The sequence below is a fragment of the Planktothrix sp. PCC 11201 genome, assembly GCF_900009135.1.
Classification (GTDB): Bacteria; Cyanobacteriota; Cyanobacteriia; order Cyanobacteriales; family Microcoleaceae; genus Planktothrix.
In genome coordinates, this window is record NZ_LT797688.1 from 546,761 (window position 1) to 565,318 (window position 18,558).

General features: G+C 38.7%; 17 protein-coding genes. 10 read left to right on the forward strand and 7 right to left on the reverse strand.

Annotated elements, in window-relative coordinates; genetic code table 11:
* The first annotated feature begins 123 nt into the window (after nt 1-123).
* Nucleotides 124-720: a ribosomal protein S18-alanine N-acetyltransferase gene (gene rimI / locus PL11201_RS03150; RefSeq protein ID WP_079677141.1), complete on the forward strand. Its 597-nt coding sequence runs from the start codon at nt 124-126 to the stop codon at nt 718-720.
* 1 nt (nt 721) lies between these two features.
* On the opposite strand, the gene PL11201_RS03155 is transcribed toward rimI, so the two are convergent.
* Nucleotides 722-1,384 carry a chromophore lyase CpcT/CpeT gene (locus PL11201_RS03155; RefSeq protein WP_079677142.1) on the reverse strand — a complete coding sequence of 221 codons (663 nt, stop codon included), beginning with the start codon at nt 1,382-1,384 and terminating at the stop codon, nt 722-724.
* Nucleotides 1,385-1,457: 73 nt separating this feature from the next.
* Here PL11201_RS03155 and PL11201_RS03160 point away from each other — a divergent pair, with 73 nt between their 5' ends.
* Nucleotides 1,458-2,417 (forward strand): M48 family metallopeptidase, encoded by a 960-nt coding sequence (locus tag PL11201_RS03160; RefSeq protein WP_079677143.1) that lies wholly within the window; start codon nt 1,458-1,460, stop codon nt 2,415-2,417.
* Here PL11201_RS03160 and PL11201_RS03165 read toward each other — a convergent pair.
* The gene (locus PL11201_RS03165) at nt 2,410-3,057 is read right to left on the reverse strand and encodes a ParA family protein (protein ID WP_079677144.1); all 648 of its coding nucleotides are present in this window, start codon (nt 3,055-3,057) and stop codon (nt 2,410-2,412) included. The genes PL11201_RS03160 and PL11201_RS03165 overlap by 8 nt on opposite strands.
* Nucleotides 3,058-3,195: 138 nt before the next feature.
* Here PL11201_RS03165 and PL11201_RS03170 point away from each other — a divergent pair, with 138 nt between their 5' ends.
* The 5 genes from PL11201_RS03170 to PL11201_RS03190 all read left to right on the forward strand — a co-directional run bounded on the left by PL11201_RS03170 (nt 3,196) and on the right by PL11201_RS03190 (nt 8,257).
* Nucleotides 3,196-4,782, forward strand: coding sequence for a glucose-6-phosphate isomerase (locus PL11201_RS03170; RefSeq protein ID WP_079677145.1), 1,587 nt, complete (start codon nt 3,196-3,198; stop codon nt 4,780-4,782).
* A gap of 148 nt (nt 4,783-4,930) precedes the next feature.
* Nucleotides 4,931-5,599: a response regulator transcription factor gene (locus PL11201_RS03175; RefSeq protein ID WP_079677146.1), complete on the forward strand. Its 669-nt coding sequence runs from the start codon at nt 4,931-4,933 to the stop codon at nt 5,597-5,599.
* A 156-nt stretch (nt 5,600-5,755) separates the two neighbouring features.
* Nucleotides 5,756-6,979 carry a geranylgeranyl reductase gene (gene chlP / locus PL11201_RS03180; RefSeq protein WP_079677147.1) on the forward strand — a complete coding sequence of 408 codons (1,224 nt, stop codon included), beginning with the start codon at nt 5,756-5,758 and terminating at the stop codon, nt 6,977-6,979.
* Nucleotides 6,980-7,051: 72 nt separating this feature from the next.
* Nucleotides 7,052-7,921 carry a sensor histidine kinase gene (locus PL11201_RS03185; protein WP_079677148.1) on the forward strand — a complete coding sequence of 290 codons (870 nt, stop codon included), beginning with the start codon at nt 7,052-7,054 and terminating at the stop codon, nt 7,919-7,921.
* 39 nt (nt 7,922-7,960) lie between these two features.
* Entirely contained in the window at nt 7,961-8,257 is a 297-nt protein-coding gene (locus tag PL11201_RS03190) for a putative quinol monooxygenase (RefSeq protein ID WP_079677149.1), read from the forward strand.
* A 3-nt stretch (nt 8,258-8,260) separates the two neighbouring features.
* Here PL11201_RS03190 and PL11201_RS03195 read toward each other — a convergent pair whose 3' ends face one another.
* From PL11201_RS03195 to PL11201_RS03210, 4 genes are all read right to left on the reverse strand, one after another.
* Nucleotides 8,261-8,851, reverse strand: coding sequence for a Uma2 family endonuclease (locus tag PL11201_RS03195; RefSeq protein WP_079677150.1), 591 nt, complete (start codon nt 8,849-8,851; stop codon nt 8,261-8,263).
* 35 nt (nt 8,852-8,886) lie between these two features.
* A complete protein-coding gene (locus tag PL11201_RS03200; RefSeq protein WP_079677151.1) occupies nt 8,887-10,200 on the reverse strand; it encodes an O-antigen ligase family protein in 1,314 nt (437 codons plus the stop codon).
* A gap of 34 nt (nt 10,201-10,234) precedes the next feature.
* On the reverse strand, nt 10,235-11,074 hold the full coding sequence (locus PL11201_RS03205) for a YaaW family protein (RefSeq protein WP_079677152.1): 840 nt from the start codon (nt 11,072-11,074) through the stop codon (nt 10,235-10,237).
* Between the two features lie 105 nt (nt 11,075-11,179).
* Complete coding sequence (locus tag PL11201_RS03210; RefSeq protein WP_079677153.1) at nt 11,180-13,162, reverse strand: ABC transporter ATP-binding protein; 1,983 nt, start codon at nt 13,160-13,162, stop codon at nt 11,180-11,182.
* Nucleotides 13,163-13,292: 130 nt separating this feature from the next.
* Between PL11201_RS03210 and PL11201_RS03215 the strand changes: the two genes are divergently transcribed.
* A complete protein-coding gene (locus PL11201_RS03215; protein WP_079677154.1) occupies nt 13,293-13,496 on the forward strand; it encodes a type II toxin-antitoxin system HicB family antitoxin in 204 nt (67 codons plus the stop codon).
* Nucleotides 13,493-13,702, forward strand: coding sequence for a type II toxin-antitoxin system HicA family toxin (locus tag PL11201_RS03220; RefSeq protein WP_079677155.1), 210 nt, complete (start codon nt 13,493-13,495; stop codon nt 13,700-13,702). Before PL11201_RS03215 ends, PL11201_RS03220 begins: the two co-directional genes overlap by 4 nt.
* 532 nt (nt 13,703-14,234) lie before the next feature.
* Here the strand turns inward: PL11201_RS03220 and PL11201_RS03225 are convergent.
* On the reverse strand, nt 14,235-17,891 hold the full coding sequence (locus PL11201_RS03225) for a DUF7149 domain-containing protein (RefSeq protein ID WP_079677156.1): 3,657 nt from the start codon (nt 17,889-17,891) through the stop codon (nt 14,235-14,237).
* A 290-nt stretch (nt 17,892-18,181) separates the two neighbouring features.
* Here PL11201_RS03225 and PL11201_RS03230 point away from each other — a divergent pair, with 290 nt between their 5' ends.
* Entirely contained in the window at nt 18,182-18,532 is a 351-nt protein-coding gene (locus PL11201_RS03230; protein WP_079677157.1) for a slr0373 family blue light stress response protein, read from the forward strand.
* Nucleotides 18,533-18,558: the final 26 nt, after the last annotated feature.

The following is an 18,558-nucleotide window of genomic DNA, read 5'->3' on the forward strand; positions in this document are numbered from 1 at the left end:
ATTGAGGAGACTTGATTTAATTAGAGGAAAAACTTCTGATCTGGAATTAAATAACTAACAAGATCAGAAGTTTTTCCATGCCCTATAATAGAATAGAAGGTTAGTTAGAAGATGTTCGTTTAAATGGGGAAACAGTATTTAAAATTACAACTCTTAACGGTTGATCAACTTTCTGCTGTTGTGGAACTCGATCAACGGTGTTTAGGGGGACTTTGGACAAAAGACGGATATCAAAGGGAAATAGAGAGTCCCAATAGTGATTTAATCATCTGGAAACGGGAAGGAAAAACCGGGGATCAAGAACCTAAAAAAGAAGAATTCCAACTCCCTCAAATAGAATTAACTGATGTTGAGAGTTCGAGTGATCAACTAATTGGAATTGGTTGTTTGTGGGCAATCTTAGAAGAAGCCCATATTACGATTTTAGCGATTGATCCAGAATATCAAGGAAAAGGGTTAGGTCAGGCGTTATTATTTCAATTATTAGTATCGGCTTGGAAACGTAAACTAGAACGAGCTACCCTAGAGGTGAAAGTTTCTAATCAACCTGCGATTAATTTATATAAGAAATTTGGGTTCAAAGAAGCAGGATGTCGTAAAGGATATTATCAAGATACCGGAGAAGATGCGTTAATTCTGTGGCGCGGTGATCTCCATCATCCCCATTTTCCCAACACTCTCCATCATTGGTATCAAGAGATTTGTTTAAAATTGAATTAATTTAATGTTGAGATTTAACCTCTATTTTCTGATATTGATATGGACGATTTTTTGCCCCCCAAACCCCTTTACCTTGAGCATCAAAGCCTCGATCTTGAGTTTCCATCCCATTTTGATCTAACTTAATCGTATTCGTAACTTTAACCGCTCCTTTAAAATTAGTGACACAGCCTCCGGGTTGAGTTTCACCAATATATTGATTTCCCACAGGTTTCAAAAATACACTGCACTTTACATTCTCTATTTCTTGATCACTGATCACCCGGTCTGATAGAGGTTTCTTGCATAAATCTATCCATTTTTTAGGATTAATAGGTTTAAAACTAATAGACTCAATCCTATTTTTATCAATACTGGGAATAATTTCCAAAAATCTCTGACGATAGGGTTTTGATAAATTGCGAGTTAAAGCTTGTTCTTGATACAGAAAAATCCCTTGAGATTGTTGAACAGAAAGGTCTGTATTGTTTAACTTTACCTCACAAGTTGTCATCCGAACACTGGGCGCACCAGGAATTGCTTTAGCCTGGGCTGAAGTCTCCATTATACCCGTCAAATAGGATGTGACCTGCTGAACATGACCCGCCATCGGATCAGGTTGAGTCCCACATCCACTTAAAATAACCAGAACCCCTAAAATAGAAACAGGAGATAGTTTGATCATGAGAATATCCAAAAGGTCGTAAGCCCTTGGGGGCTTCTCAACATTGTATTAACATAACCTGTAAATTATTATTATGCCAACTTACACCGGAATTTCTAGCGAAGCCTTTCGTCATCCCCTAGATAAAGAAGCAGAAGTTGCTTTAAGAAGTGTTCCAGGCTTTGATTTAATCGCGAGTAAATTTGTCGAATTTATCTACGAACGTCCTCAATATGTTTACTTAATGGGAAATGCTTTGCAAGTAGGGCCTAGACAATATGCTAGTATTTATCATGTTTTTCGGGAATGTGTGCGAGATTTAGATATTTTTCCCGAACCGGGTTTATTTGTCTCTCAAAATCCCCAAGTTAATAGTTATGCCTTGGGACAGGAACACCCCTATATTATTTTGAATACGGGTCTTTTAGACTTAGTAGATGAAGCCGAACTAAGAGTCGTTTTAGCCCATGAATTAGGACATATAAAATGTGGTCATCCGATTTTAAATCAGATGTCAATTTGGGCGATGGGTGTGGCTTCAATGATTGGGGAATTAACTTTTGGGTTAGGAAATTTAGTCAATAGTGGCTTAATTTATGCCTTCTATGAATGGCGAAGAAAAGCCGAATTATCGGCAGACCGGGCGGCATTATTAGTAACGGATGATCTCAAATCTGTGATGAAATCCATGATGCAATTAGCGGGAGTGAGTACGAAATATGCCCATGAATGTAGTTTAGATGAATTTATCCGTCAATCCGAACAATATCGCGATTTAGATCAAGATGGTTTAAATCAAGTTTATAAGTTTTTATTTTATAATGGCGGTCAAGGCATGATGTCAAGTCATCCCTTTCCCGTGGAACGAATTCAATATTTAAAAGAGTGGAATGATTCAGTTGAATATGGTGAAATTCGTTCCGGTCATTATCAACAAGCCACCGCAGAAGGTTCGGTTAACGTAAAAGCCGAAAAATCTCAGGATGAAGTCGAAGATTTACGCCGACAAATTGAGGAATTACAAAATCAAATTAATCGAATTAAGTTTAAATAATTTTGTTTTCCGTTAAACTCCGCAATAATTCCACCGCTACCCGTCGATAATCCGAAGCGGCTTCCCTGGAATTATGACTTTTTGCCTGAATAATTGGCACCCCTTCCAGGGGACAACGTTCATGGGCTTTATAGGCGCGAATAATGTTTTTAAATACCGGAATCCCCGCTTCTTGTAGGGATTTTTGGGCATCAAAAGCATCCCCTAAACTACGGGGGTCAACTTTAGTCATCAAGACCCGATGGGGAACCTTTGACGGGGTAATCGCTGATCTCACGGTTTCAATTAAAGCGACTAAATCCATGGGTGCGGCTTGGGTCGGTAACACCAAATAATCAGCCACCTGCACTACGGCTAATAACGCATCGGATTTTAACGCTGGAGGCGTATCCACCACTACCAATTCATAGTCCTGTACCTGCTGCAATCGAGACAGTAAACTCGGGTCAGTCTCCGAAGAATGCTCAAAGGGCATTTCTCCCCCGTGACCCTGTTCAGCCCACCAACAGGCGGAACCCTGGGGGTCTGTATCGACTAAAAGGGTGCTAAAGTTGTGGGCGAGAATAGCAGCCAGGTTAATGGCGGTTGTGGTTTTACCCACTCCCCCTTTTCCATTGGCGATCGCAAGAATTTTGGCCATAGTTATAGATCCGGTGGCAAGCACATTTCAGTTTAACGGATCAAGAGACAGCCTTGACCGTTAATTATTAACTGAAAAAGAGTTAATCTAAACCCGTTATCCTTTAAGCTAAAAATCAATATAGCGGAATGTAAGACTATGGATGCCACTAAACTCTGGCAACGCTACCAAGATTGGCTATACTACCATGACAGCTTAGGACTGTACTTGGATATTAGTCGGATGCGATTTGACGATGATTTTGTTGCATCCTTATTGCCCAAGTTTGATCAGGCTTTCAAAGCCATGGATGCCTTAGAAAAAGGGGCGATCGCCAACCCCGATGAAAACCGGATGGTCGGCCATTATTGGTTGCGCGACCCCGATCTTGCCCCCACCCAGGATCTCAAGCTAGAAATCGTTGAAACCCTAGAAAAAATAGAAACCTTTACAGCCAAGATTCATCAAGGGGAGATCAAACCGCCGAATGCAGCCCAATTCACTGATATTTTATCCATTGGCATTGGCGGATCGGCTTTGGGGCCTAAATTTGTGGCGGAAGCCCTAGCCCCAGATCACCCAGTCCTGAATATCCATTTTATTGATAACACTGACCCTAGAGGCATCGATCGGGTTTTGGCTAAACTTGGCGATCGCCTCAAGAGTACCCTAGTGTTGGTCATTTCTAAGTCCGGTGGCACTCCAGAACCGCGTAACGGCATGATTGAGGTACGAAATGTCTTTTCTGCTCAAAACCTGAACTTTGCCCAACAAGCCGTAGCTGTTACGGGTGTCGGGAGCAAACTCGATCAACAAGCCCATGCTGAAGGCTGGTTAACCACCTTTCCTATGGCCGATTGGGTGGGGGGACGAACTTCTGAATTATCGGCCGTTGGGTTATTGCCTGCGGCCTTACAAGGCATTGATATTCGGGGAATGTTGGCTGGGGCGAAAGCCATGGATATCGCCACCCGCACACCGGAGGTAAAAACCAATCCGGCGGCATTATTAGCCTTGGCTTGGTATTATGCCGGAAATGGTAAGGGCGAAAAAGATATGGTAGTTTTGCCCTATAAAGATAGTTTGCTGTTGTTTAGTCGTTATTTACAACAGTTAGTTATGGAATCTTTAGGGAAAGAAAAAGACCTTGATGGCAATATTGTCTATCAAGGAATTGCAGTTTATGGGAATAAAGGATCAACGGATCAACACGCCTACGTTCAACAATTACGCGACGGAGTTCCTAACTTTTTTGCCACCTTTATTGAAGTGTTGAAAGATCGATCTTCCCCTTCGATTGAAATTGAACCTGGGGTCACATCCGGGGATTATTTATCGGGATTTTTACTCGGAACTCGGCAAGCATTGTATGAAAATCAGCGGGATTCGATTACTATTACGGTTCCCGAAGTTAACCCCACAATTGTCGGGGCGTTAATTGCTTTGTACGATCGGGCGGTGGGTTTATATGCGTCTTTAGTAAATATTAACGCTTACCATCAACCGGGTGTTGAAGCAGGGAAAAAAGCAGCCGCAGAGGTTCTGGACTTACAACATAAAATTATTCAAGTTCTGCAAAACTCAGGTCAACCCCTATCTTTGGAAACCCTCGCCCAACAAGCGGGAGTCCCCGATCAAATTGAAGCCATTTATAAAATTCTGCGACATTTAGCAACGAATAAACGCGGGGTATTATTAGCAGGAAATCCAGGAAAACCAGCATCCTTAATGGCAAGTTATCAATAATTGAGTGTTGACAGTCAAATATTGAGGTGTTAGTTATTAACTGTTAATTATTAACTGTTAGCGATCAGAGATCTCGCACTGCTTACCTCCCCTGCCCCCCCTGCCCCCCCATCTCCCCTGCTCCCTGCTCCTCTGCCCCCCTATCCCTATGCCTCTAACAATTCTAGTTGTTGATGATGATTTAGGGACTCGCCTCTCGATTAGTGATTACTTGGACATTTCGGGCTATTCGGTAATTGCCGCGGAGAATGGTCGGGAGGCGCTGCGCCTGGTGGAGCAATATCAGCCCCACCTGATCGTGACAGATATTGGTATGCCTGAGATGGATGGCTATGAACTGATCAAGCAAGTCCGCGCTCGTCCTGTTTTTCGTCTGCTTCCGGTGATTTTTTTAACCGCCCATACCAGTACCAAAGAACGAATTCGGGGGTATCAACTCGGATGTGATAATTATTTGCCCAAACCCTTCGAGTTAGAGGAGTTGGGGGTCGTGATCCGGGCTTTATTAGAGCGATCGCAATTAATTGAGTCGGAATGGCGAGTCCGTCTGGCGGATACGGTAAGTGATGTCTCCGATGGGGTTTTAGATCCCGTCGCGACCCAGTTGCAACCAACTTTCGAGATTAGTCTAACCCAACGAGAGTATCAAGTCCTAGAGTTGTTAGCTGAGGGACTCTCTAATATTGCCATTGGCGATCACTTACACCTGAGTCCCAGAACCGTTGAGAAATATGTCAGTAGTTTATTAAGAAAAACAGATAGTAATAATCGTACAGAGTTGATCCGATTTGCCCTAAAAAATAATTTGATTTCTTGATTTAGAGGGAATGGGGAATGGCCAATAATTTATTACAAAATATTAAGCTGTATTGCAAAGCGTCACAACTGAAGGGGGAAAAATGGTTTCCTGGTGAGGGTCTGTGATACCATCACTCAAGAATAAAAAGACAAGATAGATATTGGGGGAAGACCTTTGACACTACGGGTTGCTGTTGTTGGTTCTGGCCCTGCGGGTGCTTCCGCGGCCGAAACGCTAGTTAAAGCAGGCATTGAAACCTACCTGTTTGAACGCAAGCTGGATAACGCCAAACCCTGTGGTGGGGCGATCCCGCTTTGTATGGTCAGTGAGTTTGACTTACCGGCTCACGTCATTGATCGGCGGGTGAGAAAAATGAAAATGATCTCTCCCTCAAACCGTGAGGTCGATATTTTCATTGAAAAAGAAGACGAATATATTGGAATGTGCCGTCGGGAAATTCTCGATGGGTTTATGCGCGATCGCGCCGTCTCTTTAGGAGCAATTTTAATAAATGGTACTGTTCATCAATTAAAAATTCCTCAAACTAATTCCGCCCCCTATGTGCTGCATTATCATGATCACAGCACGGCCGAGGATGGCGTAGGTACACCGAAAACCCTAGAGGTGGATGTAGTCATTGGGGCTGATGGGGCGAACTCCCGCATTGCTAAAGCCATTGATGCCGGGGATTATAATTATGCGATCGCTTTCCAAGAACGCATCCGCATTCCCGAAGATAAAATGGCCTATTACGAAGATCGGGCGGAAATGTATGTCGGTAACGATGTTTCCCCCGACTTCTACGCTTGGGTATTCCCCAAATACGACCATGTAGCCGTGGGAACGGGGACAATGAAACCCAACCAAGCCATGATCAAACAACTGCAAGCGGGAATTCGCGCCCGGGCTGCCCACCGGATCGAAGGCGGTAAAATTATTAAGGTGGAGGCTCACCCCATCCCCGAACATCCCCGTCCCCGTCGGGTGGTGGGACGAGTGGCTTTGGTGGGAGATGCCGCCGGGACAGTTACCAAGTCCTCGGGAGAGGGGATCTACTTCGCCGCCAAGTCGGGCCGGATGTGCGCCGAAACTATTGTGGAACGCAGCAATAGCGGTAAACGCATTCCGACAGAAGCGGATCTGAAGGACTATATTAGACTCTGGGATAAGAAATATGGCATTACTTATCTGGTGTTAGATATTTTGCAACGGGTATTCTATCGGACGGATGCGACCCGGGAAGCCTTTGTAGAAATGTGTTCGGATCGGGATGTGCAGAAGTTAACCTTTGATAGCTATTTGTACAAAACCGTTGTTCCGGCAAACCCTTTAATTCAGATGAAAATTACTGCAAAAACCCTGGCGAGTTTGTTACGCGGCAATGCGTTAGCACCTTAATCAGTTATCAGTTATCAGTGTAGAGACGTGCCATGGCACGTCTCTACACTGATTATAAGGAGAAATTTAAGTATGAGTTCAACAAACCCGTCTGAAACCCAACTAAATGCGACGGATATTTTGCAATTGGTACAACAGGAGAAAACAGCAACCTTGAGTCATTTAGTATCGAGTGTTGTTCATGAAATTAATAATCCATTAGGCTGTATTACCGGAAATATTACTTATATTAAAGATTATGTTAAAGATTTATTGAATTTAATTGAATTGTATCAAGAACATTATCCTAATCCGGTCGATGAAATTACCGATGAAATTGATTCTATTGATTTAGAGTATTTAATCGAAGATGTGCCAAAATTGTTAGCTGCGATGGAAAATGGGGCAGAACGGTTACATCAAATTAGTAATTCTTTACGGACGTTTGGGCGGTTTGAAGGCGATCGCCAAGTCTTATTTAATATTCATGATGGCATTGATAGTGTATTATTAATGTTAAAAAGTCGCTTCAAAGGCACTAAAATTAGATCTCCGATTGAAGTTGTTAAAAATTATGGGAATATTCCTGAAATTAATTGTTATCCGGGACATTTCAATCAAGCTTTATCTTATTTAATTAATCATGGGATTAATTCCCTAGATAAAAAAGCAGAAGCTCACCCTGGCGATCCTGAATTTAAACCTACAATTATCATTAAAACCGACTTAAACCAAGATTCTGTGGTTTTATCAATTCAAGATAATAGTTTAGGAATATCTGAGGACGTTCAAAATGCAATTTTTGAGGATTTATTAATTACAAAACCTGTATTACAAGGAAGTGGAATTGGTTTATCAGTTAGTCGTCAAATTATTGAAGATCGGCATCAAGGCAGAATTCTCTGTCGGTCATCGGTGGGAACTGGAACAGAATTTATTATTGAACTTCCTCTGTCTTCATGAGTTAATAATAGATTGACAAAATTTTACGAGGACTTGAAAATGACTCAAAACTTGCGTGTTGTTGCTCGTGTTGTGGCGTTACCGAATCAGGTGGAAGCGTTAAAAGCGGTATTATTAGGGTTAGTGGAACCGACTCGCCAAGAAGCAGGTTGCTTACAATATGATTTATTACAAAATCAGGAAGATTCAACGGATTTTACCTTTGTGGAAACATGGGAAAGTTTAGAGCATTTACAAACCCATTTGGCAAATGTTCATCTTCAAGCTGCTGCACTTGCAATTAAGGATTTAGTTGCTAGTCCACCGGATATTCGGTGTTATGATCGGATTTTATAGGGTTTAATTGTTGAGATTAAAAATAGGATTTAAGTCTAAAATAAAACCCTTTAAAATATTTTCTCCTGATAATTGAAAAGGGTTTTGTAAGATTTCAACAGGTTGATTGATTCGATATATTTCTACTTTTTTTTGAATGGGATCAATTAGCCATCCTAATTCTACCCCATTTTGTTGATATTCTTTCATTTTATTTTGCAGCGTGGTTAAACTATCGGTTTTTGACCGTAATTCGATCACAAAATCTGGACAAATAGGGGGAAATTTTTCTCTTGCTTCTGGTGTTAATTGTTGCCATCTTTGTAGTTGTATCCATGACCCATCGGGAGAACGATTTGCCCCATTAGGAAGTTTAAAACAGGTAGAAGAATCAAAGGTAACTCCAGTTTTATCTTGTTGACTCCAGGTTTCTAACTGAAACAAAATAGAAACATTTCTTCGTCCTGTTTCTCCTCCAGTTGGTGGCATAATTATTAAAACTCCATCAGCAGTTTTTTCAAATTGTAAGTCTCTATTTTCGCTACAAAGTTCAAAAAATTGTTCATCGGTTAAATTGTGAATAGAGGGTAAATTGAGAGTTAATCTTTCCACCATAAAAGTTACCCTTTTTAGGACTATTAAAAGATGATTTAATTATAACTGTTTTTGGTAGAATTACCAATAGTATTACAAACAACTCCCCAAATTCCTGATAAAATTATCCAATTCAAGGTATTTACTCTAAAATCAAATAAACTGACATCAAAACAGTTAAACAAAATTAACGCTAAAAAGGTAATTAAATAGCTATAATAAATTAATCGCTCTGAAGGATTAGTTAAGCTATTTTTTAATAACAAAAATCCTTGACTTAAAATCCCACCTATTATTCCCATAAAAAATACTGTTGTAGGAATCCCCATTTCAGCAAACAGCATTAAAAATAAATTATGGGGATGACCTAACCAAACATTCATTTTAGCTTCATATAGGGGCGTAAAATTTCTTAATCCCCATCCGGTTAAGGGGCGAGTTTGGGCTAAATTTAAGGCAAATTTCCATTGGGTAATTCTGAGGGTTTCTACCGGACGCACAAAATTTTCATCGGTAATTCTTTGCCAAAAATAAGCGGGGATAATCATTCTTAACCCTTCTTTAATCGGAGAAGGTGCAAAAGCTGACCCGAAAACAGCCGTTACTCCTGTAGTCACTAATAAGATTAACCACCACCATCCTAAATATAAAGCATAGGCTAAACTTGATAAAACTGCTAATCCCCAGGCATTACGGGAGTTGGTTAAAATCAAGTCAATTGCTGTTAATAATATTGTGATAATTAATAGTGTTATTTTCTGGTTTTTATTCAGAATATAACCATCGTCATTCTGGGATTTATTTTGCCATTCTTGAATGAGTAACCCTAGGGTTAATGTGAAAACAATCACTAGATATGCTGCCAAAATATTAGCATACATAAATACCGAGGACATTCGACCCACCGGGTTACCATTTAGTTGTAAACTCCAGCCTAAAATACCCTGTAAACTATCAATTCCCGACCAGCTAAAATATTGTTGTCCTAGTCCCAAAATTGTCACGGGAATAGCACCAAATATCATTAACCATGATAACTGTCGCAATTGACTAGGGGTTTGGATAATTTCACTTAACCCCGCAAACATAATAAAATAGGGAATAAAATTATTTAAACCCAGGAAAGATTCAAGGGGATTATCTGCTAAAATAGAAATAATAACTAATAAAATACTAACAATAGCTAACCCTTGATTAATGGGATTTTTCCGAATAAATTGAAACCGTCGTTGATAACTAATAATTATCCCTAAAAAAATAGAAATGCTGCCAAATATTGGTAGAATAGGAAATAAAAACACCCCCCATTGTAAACAATTCCAAGGTAACTGTAATCGTCGTTCTGGGTGGGGTAAAAGTATGGATTGCATGGGTTAAAATCGGTCAAAAAACCTTAAATCAGTATTAAGAATAAGCCCAATCTGAACGGGTTAAACGAATTTGTGCTAAAGTAAATATGGTGGGAATAATCCTAGCATAATTGGTAGAAATTGCTCGCCATCCTAAGTCAGCCACTAACCACGTCCATAATAACGGCCCCAGGAAAGAAAATACACTGCGAGTTAACCCATATTTAGTTGCCGTAACCGCCATTCCTCGATTTGCGGCTTGAATTGCAACATAATTTTGAAATTGAGTGGCTGCGGTTGCGCCTCCTGTGATTAAGGCTTCTTTTGCTACTTGATATTTAGCAAAATGTAAAGCAAATTGACGGGCTATTTGTCCTAAAATTATCGGTCGAATAACAGAATTAACGGCTACCAAACTTCCAGCTTTAAATAACCATCCTAACGGATCTTTTTGGGCAGAAATTGGTAAGGGTTGTAAAGGTTTTGTTTCAGTTAATGCTTTTTGAATTTTTTGGGTGAGGTTAGTTTGTTCTGACTGGGGTAAACGTTTCCAAACTTGACCTAAAAGATGCAAAAAAACCTCCGCTTCTAAATCAGAAGTTGACAGGTTTTTTGCATAGGAAATTCTCAAATAATGACAGACTTGAATTAAGGCTTGGCGGTAAGTCACCTGTTGAGTTTTTCCCCGTAAAACCGTCACCCCATCGGCGGCAAGATAGCGAAAACGCTGTTCTAAAGCATCTAACCAGGCTTCCCTGTCTCGACTTTGAACGTCGATGGGGGTGGGAGTTTTTACATAGTCTAAAGGGTTCAAACCCCGACTAAACAAGAGTTCCGTTAACTGTTCCAACTCATCTTCTGTTGCCAGTTCTAATCCAGATCTAAGTTCGTCCAATGTTGATATCCTCCTCAATTGGGAGTTTTTCCGTTTACCATTCTACTACAATTTGGGAAAATTTGTTATTCTTGAAATTATCCATAATCCGTGTTTGTCTTCCTGTCAATTAAAGTTACTATTTCTAATATTCCCTGAAGGAATAGAAGCAATTAATTGGCGAGTATAGGCTTGTTTGGGATGACGATAAATTTCTTCGGCGGTTCCGGTTTCTTCGATTTTTCCTTGATTCATCACAATCATGCGATCGCTCATAAATTTTACTACACTTAAATCATGGGAAATAAAAATATAAGTCAGATTAAATTCAGATTGTAACTCTTTTAAGAGGTTCAAAACCTGCGCCTGTACCGACACATCCAGGGCCGAAACCGATTCATCACAAATAATAAATTTAGGATTTAATGCTAAAGCTCTAGCAATACAAATTCGTTGTCTTTGTCCCCCGGAAAATTCATGGGGATAACGGCGTATTAAATCAGGATTTAATCCGACTCTTTCTAATAAATAAGCCACGCGATCGCATTTTTCCTTAAAACTATCTCCCACTTGATGAATAATTAAAGGTTCCATTACCGCCTCCCCAATGCTGATTCTAGGGTCAAGGGAACTAAACGGATCTTGAAAGATAATCTGCATATTCCGCCGCACCCAACGCATTTTATGATTAAACTGTTGCTGATTTCGATAATTGGTAAATCCACTAAAGATAGCTGTTTCTAAATAAGGTGCGGTAATATCCTGACCTTCAAATAATACCTGACCACTCAAGGGTTTAATCAGTTGTAAAATCGCTCTGGCTAAGGTGCTTTTTCCACAGCCTGATTCTCCAACTAATCCCAAGGTTTCCCCGGGATAAACCTCAAAAGAAACATCATTAACCGCCATAAATAACCGTTTAGTTTGACCCCATACTCCGGGGATTTTAAAACCAACCCTTAAATTTTTAACCGATAAAAGCGGATGATCTGAGGCCAGACTTGATAAAAAGGATTTAGAACTTAAAGCACTATTAGAAATATTATTATAAATTTTATTAACTTCCGATTGAGGTTTTTCCCGAATTTCTTTTTCTCCATTTTCCAAGGTAACAACTTCCATAAAATCCGCCACCGTGGGTAGTCTGACCGCCGGGTTATCTAAGGTAGGACGACAAGCTAATAATCCTTTAGTATAGGGATTTTGAGGGGCTGTAAAAATTTGCTTAATCGTTCCTGACTCGACTATTTTTCCCTGGAACATGACCGCCACTTGGTCAGCAATTTGAGCGACAATTCCCAAATCATGGGTAATAAAAATCATCGCCATTCCCCGATATTCTTGTAACTCTTGAAGTAACTCTAATATTGTGGCTTGTACCGTCACATCTAAGGCCGTTGTCGGTTCATCCGCAATTAATAATATGGGGTTACAAGAAATAGCCATAGCAATCATTACCCGTTGCAATTGTCCCCCGGATAATTCATGGGGATAGCGATCTAACATGGCTCGTTTTTGAGCATTCACCTGTTGAATTACTTCTCTTTTTCTGGTGCGTTTATCCTGTAATTCCTGGGGAGAACGGGATGTTGCTTGATGGTTTTGTTCTTCTAATGCTTGCTGCATTAATTGATCATCACTGGGAAGTAATTTGACTTCCTGTAATAAGGATGCGGCTTTCCACATCGCCTGTTTGGGAGAGATTTGTTGATGCTGAATAATAGCTTCTGTTAACTGAAACCCAATAGTAAATACGGGATTTAAGGAGGTCATAGGTTCCTGAAAAATCATGGAAATTTGACCACCTCGATAGGTTTGTTTTTGAGTTGATGAAAGTTGTAATAAATTAACGGGTTGAGAATAGGAGTTATAGTCTTCAGATTCGGGAATTTGAAACCAAACTTCCCCGCTAACTTGAGTAGTTGCGGTGGAAAGTAACCCCATAATTGCCAATGCTGTGACGGATTTTCCTGAACCGGACTCGCCCACAATCCCCAGGGTTTGTCCCCGTCCGACCTGGAAGGAAATACCATCAACGGCGGCGACCGTCCGCTCGTCGGTTTCAAACTCCACCCGGAGATTATTCACGTTCAGGACAGGATATTGCATGGAAGTTACCATCTACATATATATGAATCAATTTAACAGAAGATGGGGAAATAGGGGATAGAAGGGGGTCGCACTAACCGGAAAGGATAGCATTAATGGTAAAATAATAAAATATCTACTTTACCCAATTATGAATATTAAAGCTATTGTTCACGAAGCAGAAGATGGAGGGTATTGGGCAGAAGTTCCTGCACTTCCTGGATGTGTGACTCAAGGAGAAACGTGGGAAGAAGTGATGGAAAATCTGCAAGAAGCGATAGAAGGTTGGTTAGAGGTGGCAAATGAAAGTCTAAAGGAAAAAGAAACTGACCGCATTGTGGAAATTGCAGTATGAAATCAATTTCTGGGAAAAATTTTTGTAAGATTTTGGAAAGAAAAGGCTGGATTTTGAAAAGAATCAAAGGTAGTCATCATATTTATCAAAATCCCCAAAATAATAGGATTGTTTCTGTTCCAGTTCATCGGAATCAAGATTTAAAGCTCGGAATATTAGGTGTTCTTATGAAAACTGCAAACATATCTGAAGATGAGCTAAAATAATCAACTTTTCTTGAATCAATCGCTATTTATTCTGAAGTATAGCAAGTCTCAATCAGTTATAAAAATAGCTCGAAATCCAAATAATCGTAGGGGCGAGGCGCGCCTGGCCCCTACAAGGGAATGTAAGTATTTTTTAGGGTTAATAACCCCGATCATTGTGAGTGTACAATTCATTTAGACTTGCTATAGAAGCTAGAAAAAATTTAACGGATGTTCCCTTTTTTCCTGATCTTCTTGTTCCAATGCAGAGCATTGGAATACTAATATTGAGGCTCTGCCTCAAGTAATAATAGGAGGTGGAGCCTCCATAAATAGCATTTCTAGGTAGAACCTAGAAACGAGGGGAAAACCCTATGAATTTTCCTATTTATTCCTCTTTCTTCTTGTTCCAATGCTCTGCATTGGAATACTAATTTTGAGGCTCTGCCTCAAATAATAATAGGAGGCGGAGCCTCCATGAATAGCATTTCTAGGTAGAACCTAGAAACGAGGAATTGTCAAGGGGAAATCAGGGGAAGTGGATGATCTCTTTTTAGGTTTTACCCTCAACTATTTTAATTTCTTCTTCTGTTAATCCATATAATTCATAAACCAGTTGGTCTATTTTTTGTTCTAATATTGTTGTATCTGCATTCGGGTGGGATTTTTTGGCGGTGAGGATTTGATCAACAATTTCGATAAAAGGCATTTGATCTTCTATAGGTAGTGGATAAAAGGGTAACATTCCTAAATGAAAAGCTTTTACTTGTGCTAAGGCTTCTCCCTTTTCAGGATTAATGCTGGTATAAAAAAAATCAACTAACTTTGAGTTTAAAATACTTAATAAATATCTAAGATTAAATCTCTCGTCTTTTTTAAGAATGATGTGAGTATTATCTCTCATAATAAATCCATCTTCAATAATTGTTCCGATGATCCGATCACTTGTTTGCCTAAAAATTAATTTCTCATTCGCTGTAAATATTGATCTTTCTCTAGGGGCTGCCAGCCATTTTCCATAACTAATCCAAAAATCTCCATTCCATAAATTTACATATTTATGAAAAGAACGACCCCCGATTAAAGGTTGAAAATTTGAGTTTAATTTAGTTTCATCAGTATAAGGTTTTTGCTTTAGTATTTCTTCGGTTTGTGGCGGAAAACCTTTCCCAATTTCATAGGGCTTTACACCATTTTTTATCTCAAAATTATCTTTTACATAATAAGATTTTGAACGTATTTTATCTAAAATTAATAATTCTTTTTCACTTAATAAAAAATTAAAAAATTTCTGATTCAACAGAGAAGAACTTTTTATATTATTTACCTTTACATTGGAATTTAGATGATGTGATTTTGCTTTTATAAAATATTGATATTTTTTACATTTTTGTATGAAAATAATATCACAGTCTACCGTTGCATCAAATATTTTTTCCTTAAATTCATCTATACCAAAGAAATAGAAATTATTAAGTAAAGTTTGCCTAAAATTATACCCAGCATCAATTAATTTCCATGTGTTAGGGATAATAAAAGATAAACATCCATCAGATTTCAAAATATTTTTTAATGCTAATAAACAAAATATAAAATAGCTATCTTTTAAGAGTTTATTGATCCCTAATTCGCCATAATTATTACATAAAATATTTAATTCTAGTTTTGATTGGAATACTCCATAAGGAGGATTTCCAATCACAACATCAAACCCAATAAACTTTCCTTCATCATCCAAAATTTCAGGAAACTCAAACCGCCATTCAAACGCATGATCATAAATTTTACCACTTTCGATTTCCTCAATTTCCACCCTTAACTTATCAATCTCATTATTTAACTTAATAATTTTTTTCTCTCGCGCTTTTTGTTCGGTTTTAGTTTCCTCAAATAGCGAAAGTTGATTCTCTAAATTATAAATTTCTCCCTCTAACTGTCTTAATTTAGTTTTCTTGGGGTCAATTCCTTGAAGTGTGGTTTTGAAATTACTTTTAATACTATTAATTAACTTTTCCATCTCCCGCTTTTGCTGTTTATTCTCCGCATGGCGATAGGTCTGGACAGCTTTTTGATAGGCTTCAATATCAATACCACTTTTCTTTAATGCTGGTTTTAAATCCGCATCCAAGGGAAAACGACTAATTAAAGAATTACCGCACTTAATATTAATATCAATATTCGGTAGGGTTTCCAATTCCGTGTAATTACTCTCCGGTTTATAATAGGCATTTTTTAACAATTCTATCCATAACCGTAACCGACAAATTTTAACCGAGTTGGGGTTAATATCCACCCCCAATAAACAATTTTCGATAATCGTTTGCTTTTCGTGAAATAGAGTTTCTTGGATGCGTTGACTTTCCCGATTTTGCGGCGTATAGCTAAAGGGTTTATTATCTTCATCGGTGATGATTAATTCATCATTTTCTACAACAATCTGATATTCTTTTAATCGTTTTCCGGTTTTATCCTGTAAAATTTTCAGATCATTTTTAATCGCAATAATTTCATTTAACGCTGAAACTAAGAAATGTCCCGAACCCACCGCCGGGTCACAAATTTTTAGACTATTAATAATTTGATTAGCTTCGGTTCTATCTTCTATTTTATTATATAAATCATCAATAGTTTGGCAATTCCAACCTTTAATTTCATTAAATTTCTGGACAACGGCTTTCCGCAAAGTTTCCCGACACATATACATGGTAATAAAACCAGGGGTAAAATATGACCCGTCTTGATAACCGTTAATTTTCTCAAAAATTAGTCCTAAAACCGAAGCGTTAATTAGGGTTTTCTGATCTTCCTGAATTCCTTCTGACCCTTCGCTACTAAAATCATAAGCATCGAGAAACTCAAATAAATATTGTAGGGTATTCAGTTCTCCGGTGCGTTTATTTCCGTTAGGATCTTTTAAAACAGTTGTTGATAAAATCGGGAGTTTTTCGGCTCTCAGATTACTAATAACAAGGGTTTGATGTTCGAGTTCGGTGGGTTCAAATAGGGAACTATTCAGATAGGGAACCGGAGAAAATATCTTGTTTATATCGGGCTTTCTCTCACTAGATTTAACCGCTAATACCTGAAAAAATAACCGATCTAAATCATCGAAGTTATGAATTTTATCTAAATTTAAAAAGGCAAAATTGCGATAGGCTCCGCCTCGACATTCGCCTTTATGGTAAGTTATTAATTGAGATTCTAATAATTTTAAGAATAAAATCCGGTTTATCCAAGTAATTGATAGATCTAAAGCAATATTAAAAACCTGGTCGGGTGCAGTTTCTCCAAATTGTTCGGGTTTTTCTATTCGGGAAATTTTATCTAAACTATCGAGTTGTAAAATAGCATTTTCCAGCAGTGAAGCTGGATTTCGTTTTCCTTCCGGTTGACGTTTGATCAGTTTTTTATTCTTTTCTTTGGTTTCTGTTAGACCGATCAGATGGAGTAATTCACTATAAAAGCCTTTATCCAGGGTATTGCTATCATTAGCAGTCGGTAATTTTAATAAATGTTGCGGGGAAAGTAACTTAAATAAAGCGATTATTTTTTCATCATTTTCGGGGTTATCATCTCTAACAAATGCTTCGTAGTCTTGAATATTAAAATAAGTGAATTGTAGTTCATGTTTAATCTTTTCTATGGCAGGTTTGGCAATTTCTTTATAGAAAAAGTCGGTCGTTTTACCCGTTAAGCGTCCGGCTGCAAAATCTTCAAATTGTTGAATTAATTGTTTATTCTCACAAAAATATTTTTCAAAAATCTGGGCATCAAAAATAAACCATTCATTAATATTAGTAGCAATTAAATGTTTGATTTCTAGGTTATTATGGGTAATTCGTTCCCTCAAAAAATATAAAACTAACTCTTGTAAGGCTTTGGCGTTCAGGTTTTCAACCTTAACCATTTCCGCTTTATTTTTAGGTTTCTTGACTTCCAGAATAATACCTACACTGCTTTGAGAATCTTTTTGATTGTGAATCACTAGATCGTTACGTTCTTTGGTATTAATAAAATAATTAGGGCTATAATAGGTATTTTTCAGGAAATCAGCCATGAGATTTTTATGAAATTCTTCTGACTCCTTTTCGTTGATTTGCTCTAGGAGATTAATCAAATTAGCTTTAAATTGTTCAATATCGCTGCGGCTGACTTTGACTTTCAGAAAGGCTTTATTTAAGGATTCTCTGGGTTGTCTTTGGTTATTCATGTATCAGCAACAAAGTTACTCAACTACTTATATAGCAAGTCTAAATGAATTGTACACTCATAATGATCAAGACTATTAACCCTAAAAAATGGACACAAATTCGGTGTGTAGTGTAGTAGGGGCGAGGCGCGCCTCGCCCCTACGATGATTCGGATAGCTATATTACCCGCCCACCGACACAATGTAACGAAATATTACAAAAATGCCGTCATAGAGGCATAACGTCTTGACATCTGGAAAAAGGTTCGTTATCTTGAGACACATACCCGGGTACACAAGTTCACAGTCCTATGCAAAATAAGCAAAAGGTAACTCTCTATATTCCGCCGGAACTGCATCGCAAATTAAAAATAAAAGCGGCAGTTGAATCAGAGCCGATGTCGTCCATTGCTGAACGGGCAATTGTTTTTTACCTGAACAATTCCGAATTGGTAGACGAAGTGGAGGCATCTTATGGACAAACCCATCGGGTCTACTCCTGTCCAGACTGTTCCAGTTCGATCATTATTAAGGACGGGGAACTAGCCTCATTAAGAGAGCAACCCAGCATTAATAACGATGATGAACTATCAGTCGGGTCTGTGAGAGAAATGGAATCTAGCACGGCCCAACCAGGAGAAGAAGAACTGGTTCCCTGCTAAATCCCTAGCTTCATCGGAGGTTAGGA

Excerpts from the sequence above, each read along its gene's own strand:
- PL11201_RS03195 (WP_079677150.1), bottom strand. The coding sequence starts at position 8,851 with ATGGTGGAAAGATTAACTCTCAATTTACCCTCTATTCACAATTTAACC.
- PL11201_RS03215 (WP_079677154.1), top strand. The coding sequence starts at position 13,293 with ATGAATATTAAAGCTATTGTTCACGAAGCAGAAGATGGAGGGTATTGG.
- PL11201_RS03220 (WP_079677155.1), top strand. The coding sequence starts at position 13,493 with ATGAAATCAATTTCTGGGAAAAATTTTTGTAAGATTTTGGAAAGAAAA.
- PL11201_RS03225 (WP_079677156.1), bottom strand. The coding sequence starts at position 17,891 with ATGAATAACCAAAGACAACCCAGAGAATCCTTAAATAAAGCCTTTCTG.
- PL11201_RS03175 (WP_079677146.1), top strand. The coding sequence starts at position 4,931 with ATGCCTCTAACAATTCTAGTTGTTGATGATGATTTAGGGACTCGCCTC.
- PL11201_RS03165 (WP_079677144.1), bottom strand. The coding sequence starts at position 3,057 with ATGGCCAAAATTCTTGCGATCGCCAATGGAAAAGGGGGAGTGGGTAAA.
- PL11201_RS03210 (WP_079677153.1), bottom strand. The coding sequence starts at position 13,162 with ATGCAATATCCTGTCCTGAACGTGAATAATCTCCGGGTGGAGTTTGAA.
- PL11201_RS03200 (WP_079677151.1), bottom strand. The coding sequence starts at position 10,200 with ATGCAATCCATACTTTTACCCCACCCAGAACGACGATTACAGTTACCT.
- PL11201_RS03170 (WP_079677145.1), top strand. The coding sequence starts at position 3,196 with ATGGATGCCACTAAACTCTGGCAACGCTACCAAGATTGGCTATACTAC.
- PL11201_RS03230 (WP_079677157.1), top strand. The coding sequence starts at position 18,182 with ATGCAAAATAAGCAAAAGGTAACTCTCTATATTCCGCCGGAACTGCAT.
- PL11201_RS03155 (WP_079677142.1), bottom strand. The coding sequence starts at position 1,384 with ATGATCAAACTATCTCCTGTTTCTATTTTAGGGGTTCTGGTTATTTTA.
- PL11201_RS03160 (WP_079677143.1), top strand. The coding sequence starts at position 1,458 with ATGCCAACTTACACCGGAATTTCTAGCGAAGCCTTTCGTCATCCCCTA.
- PL11201_RS03190 (WP_079677149.1), top strand. The coding sequence starts at position 7,961 with ATGACTCAAAACTTGCGTGTTGTTGCTCGTGTTGTGGCGTTACCGAAT.
- PL11201_RS03185 (WP_079677148.1), top strand. The coding sequence starts at position 7,052 with ATGAGTTCAACAAACCCGTCTGAAACCCAACTAAATGCGACGGATATT.
- rimI (WP_079677141.1), top strand. The coding sequence starts at position 124 with ATGGGGAAACAGTATTTAAAATTACAACTCTTAACGGTTGATCAACTT.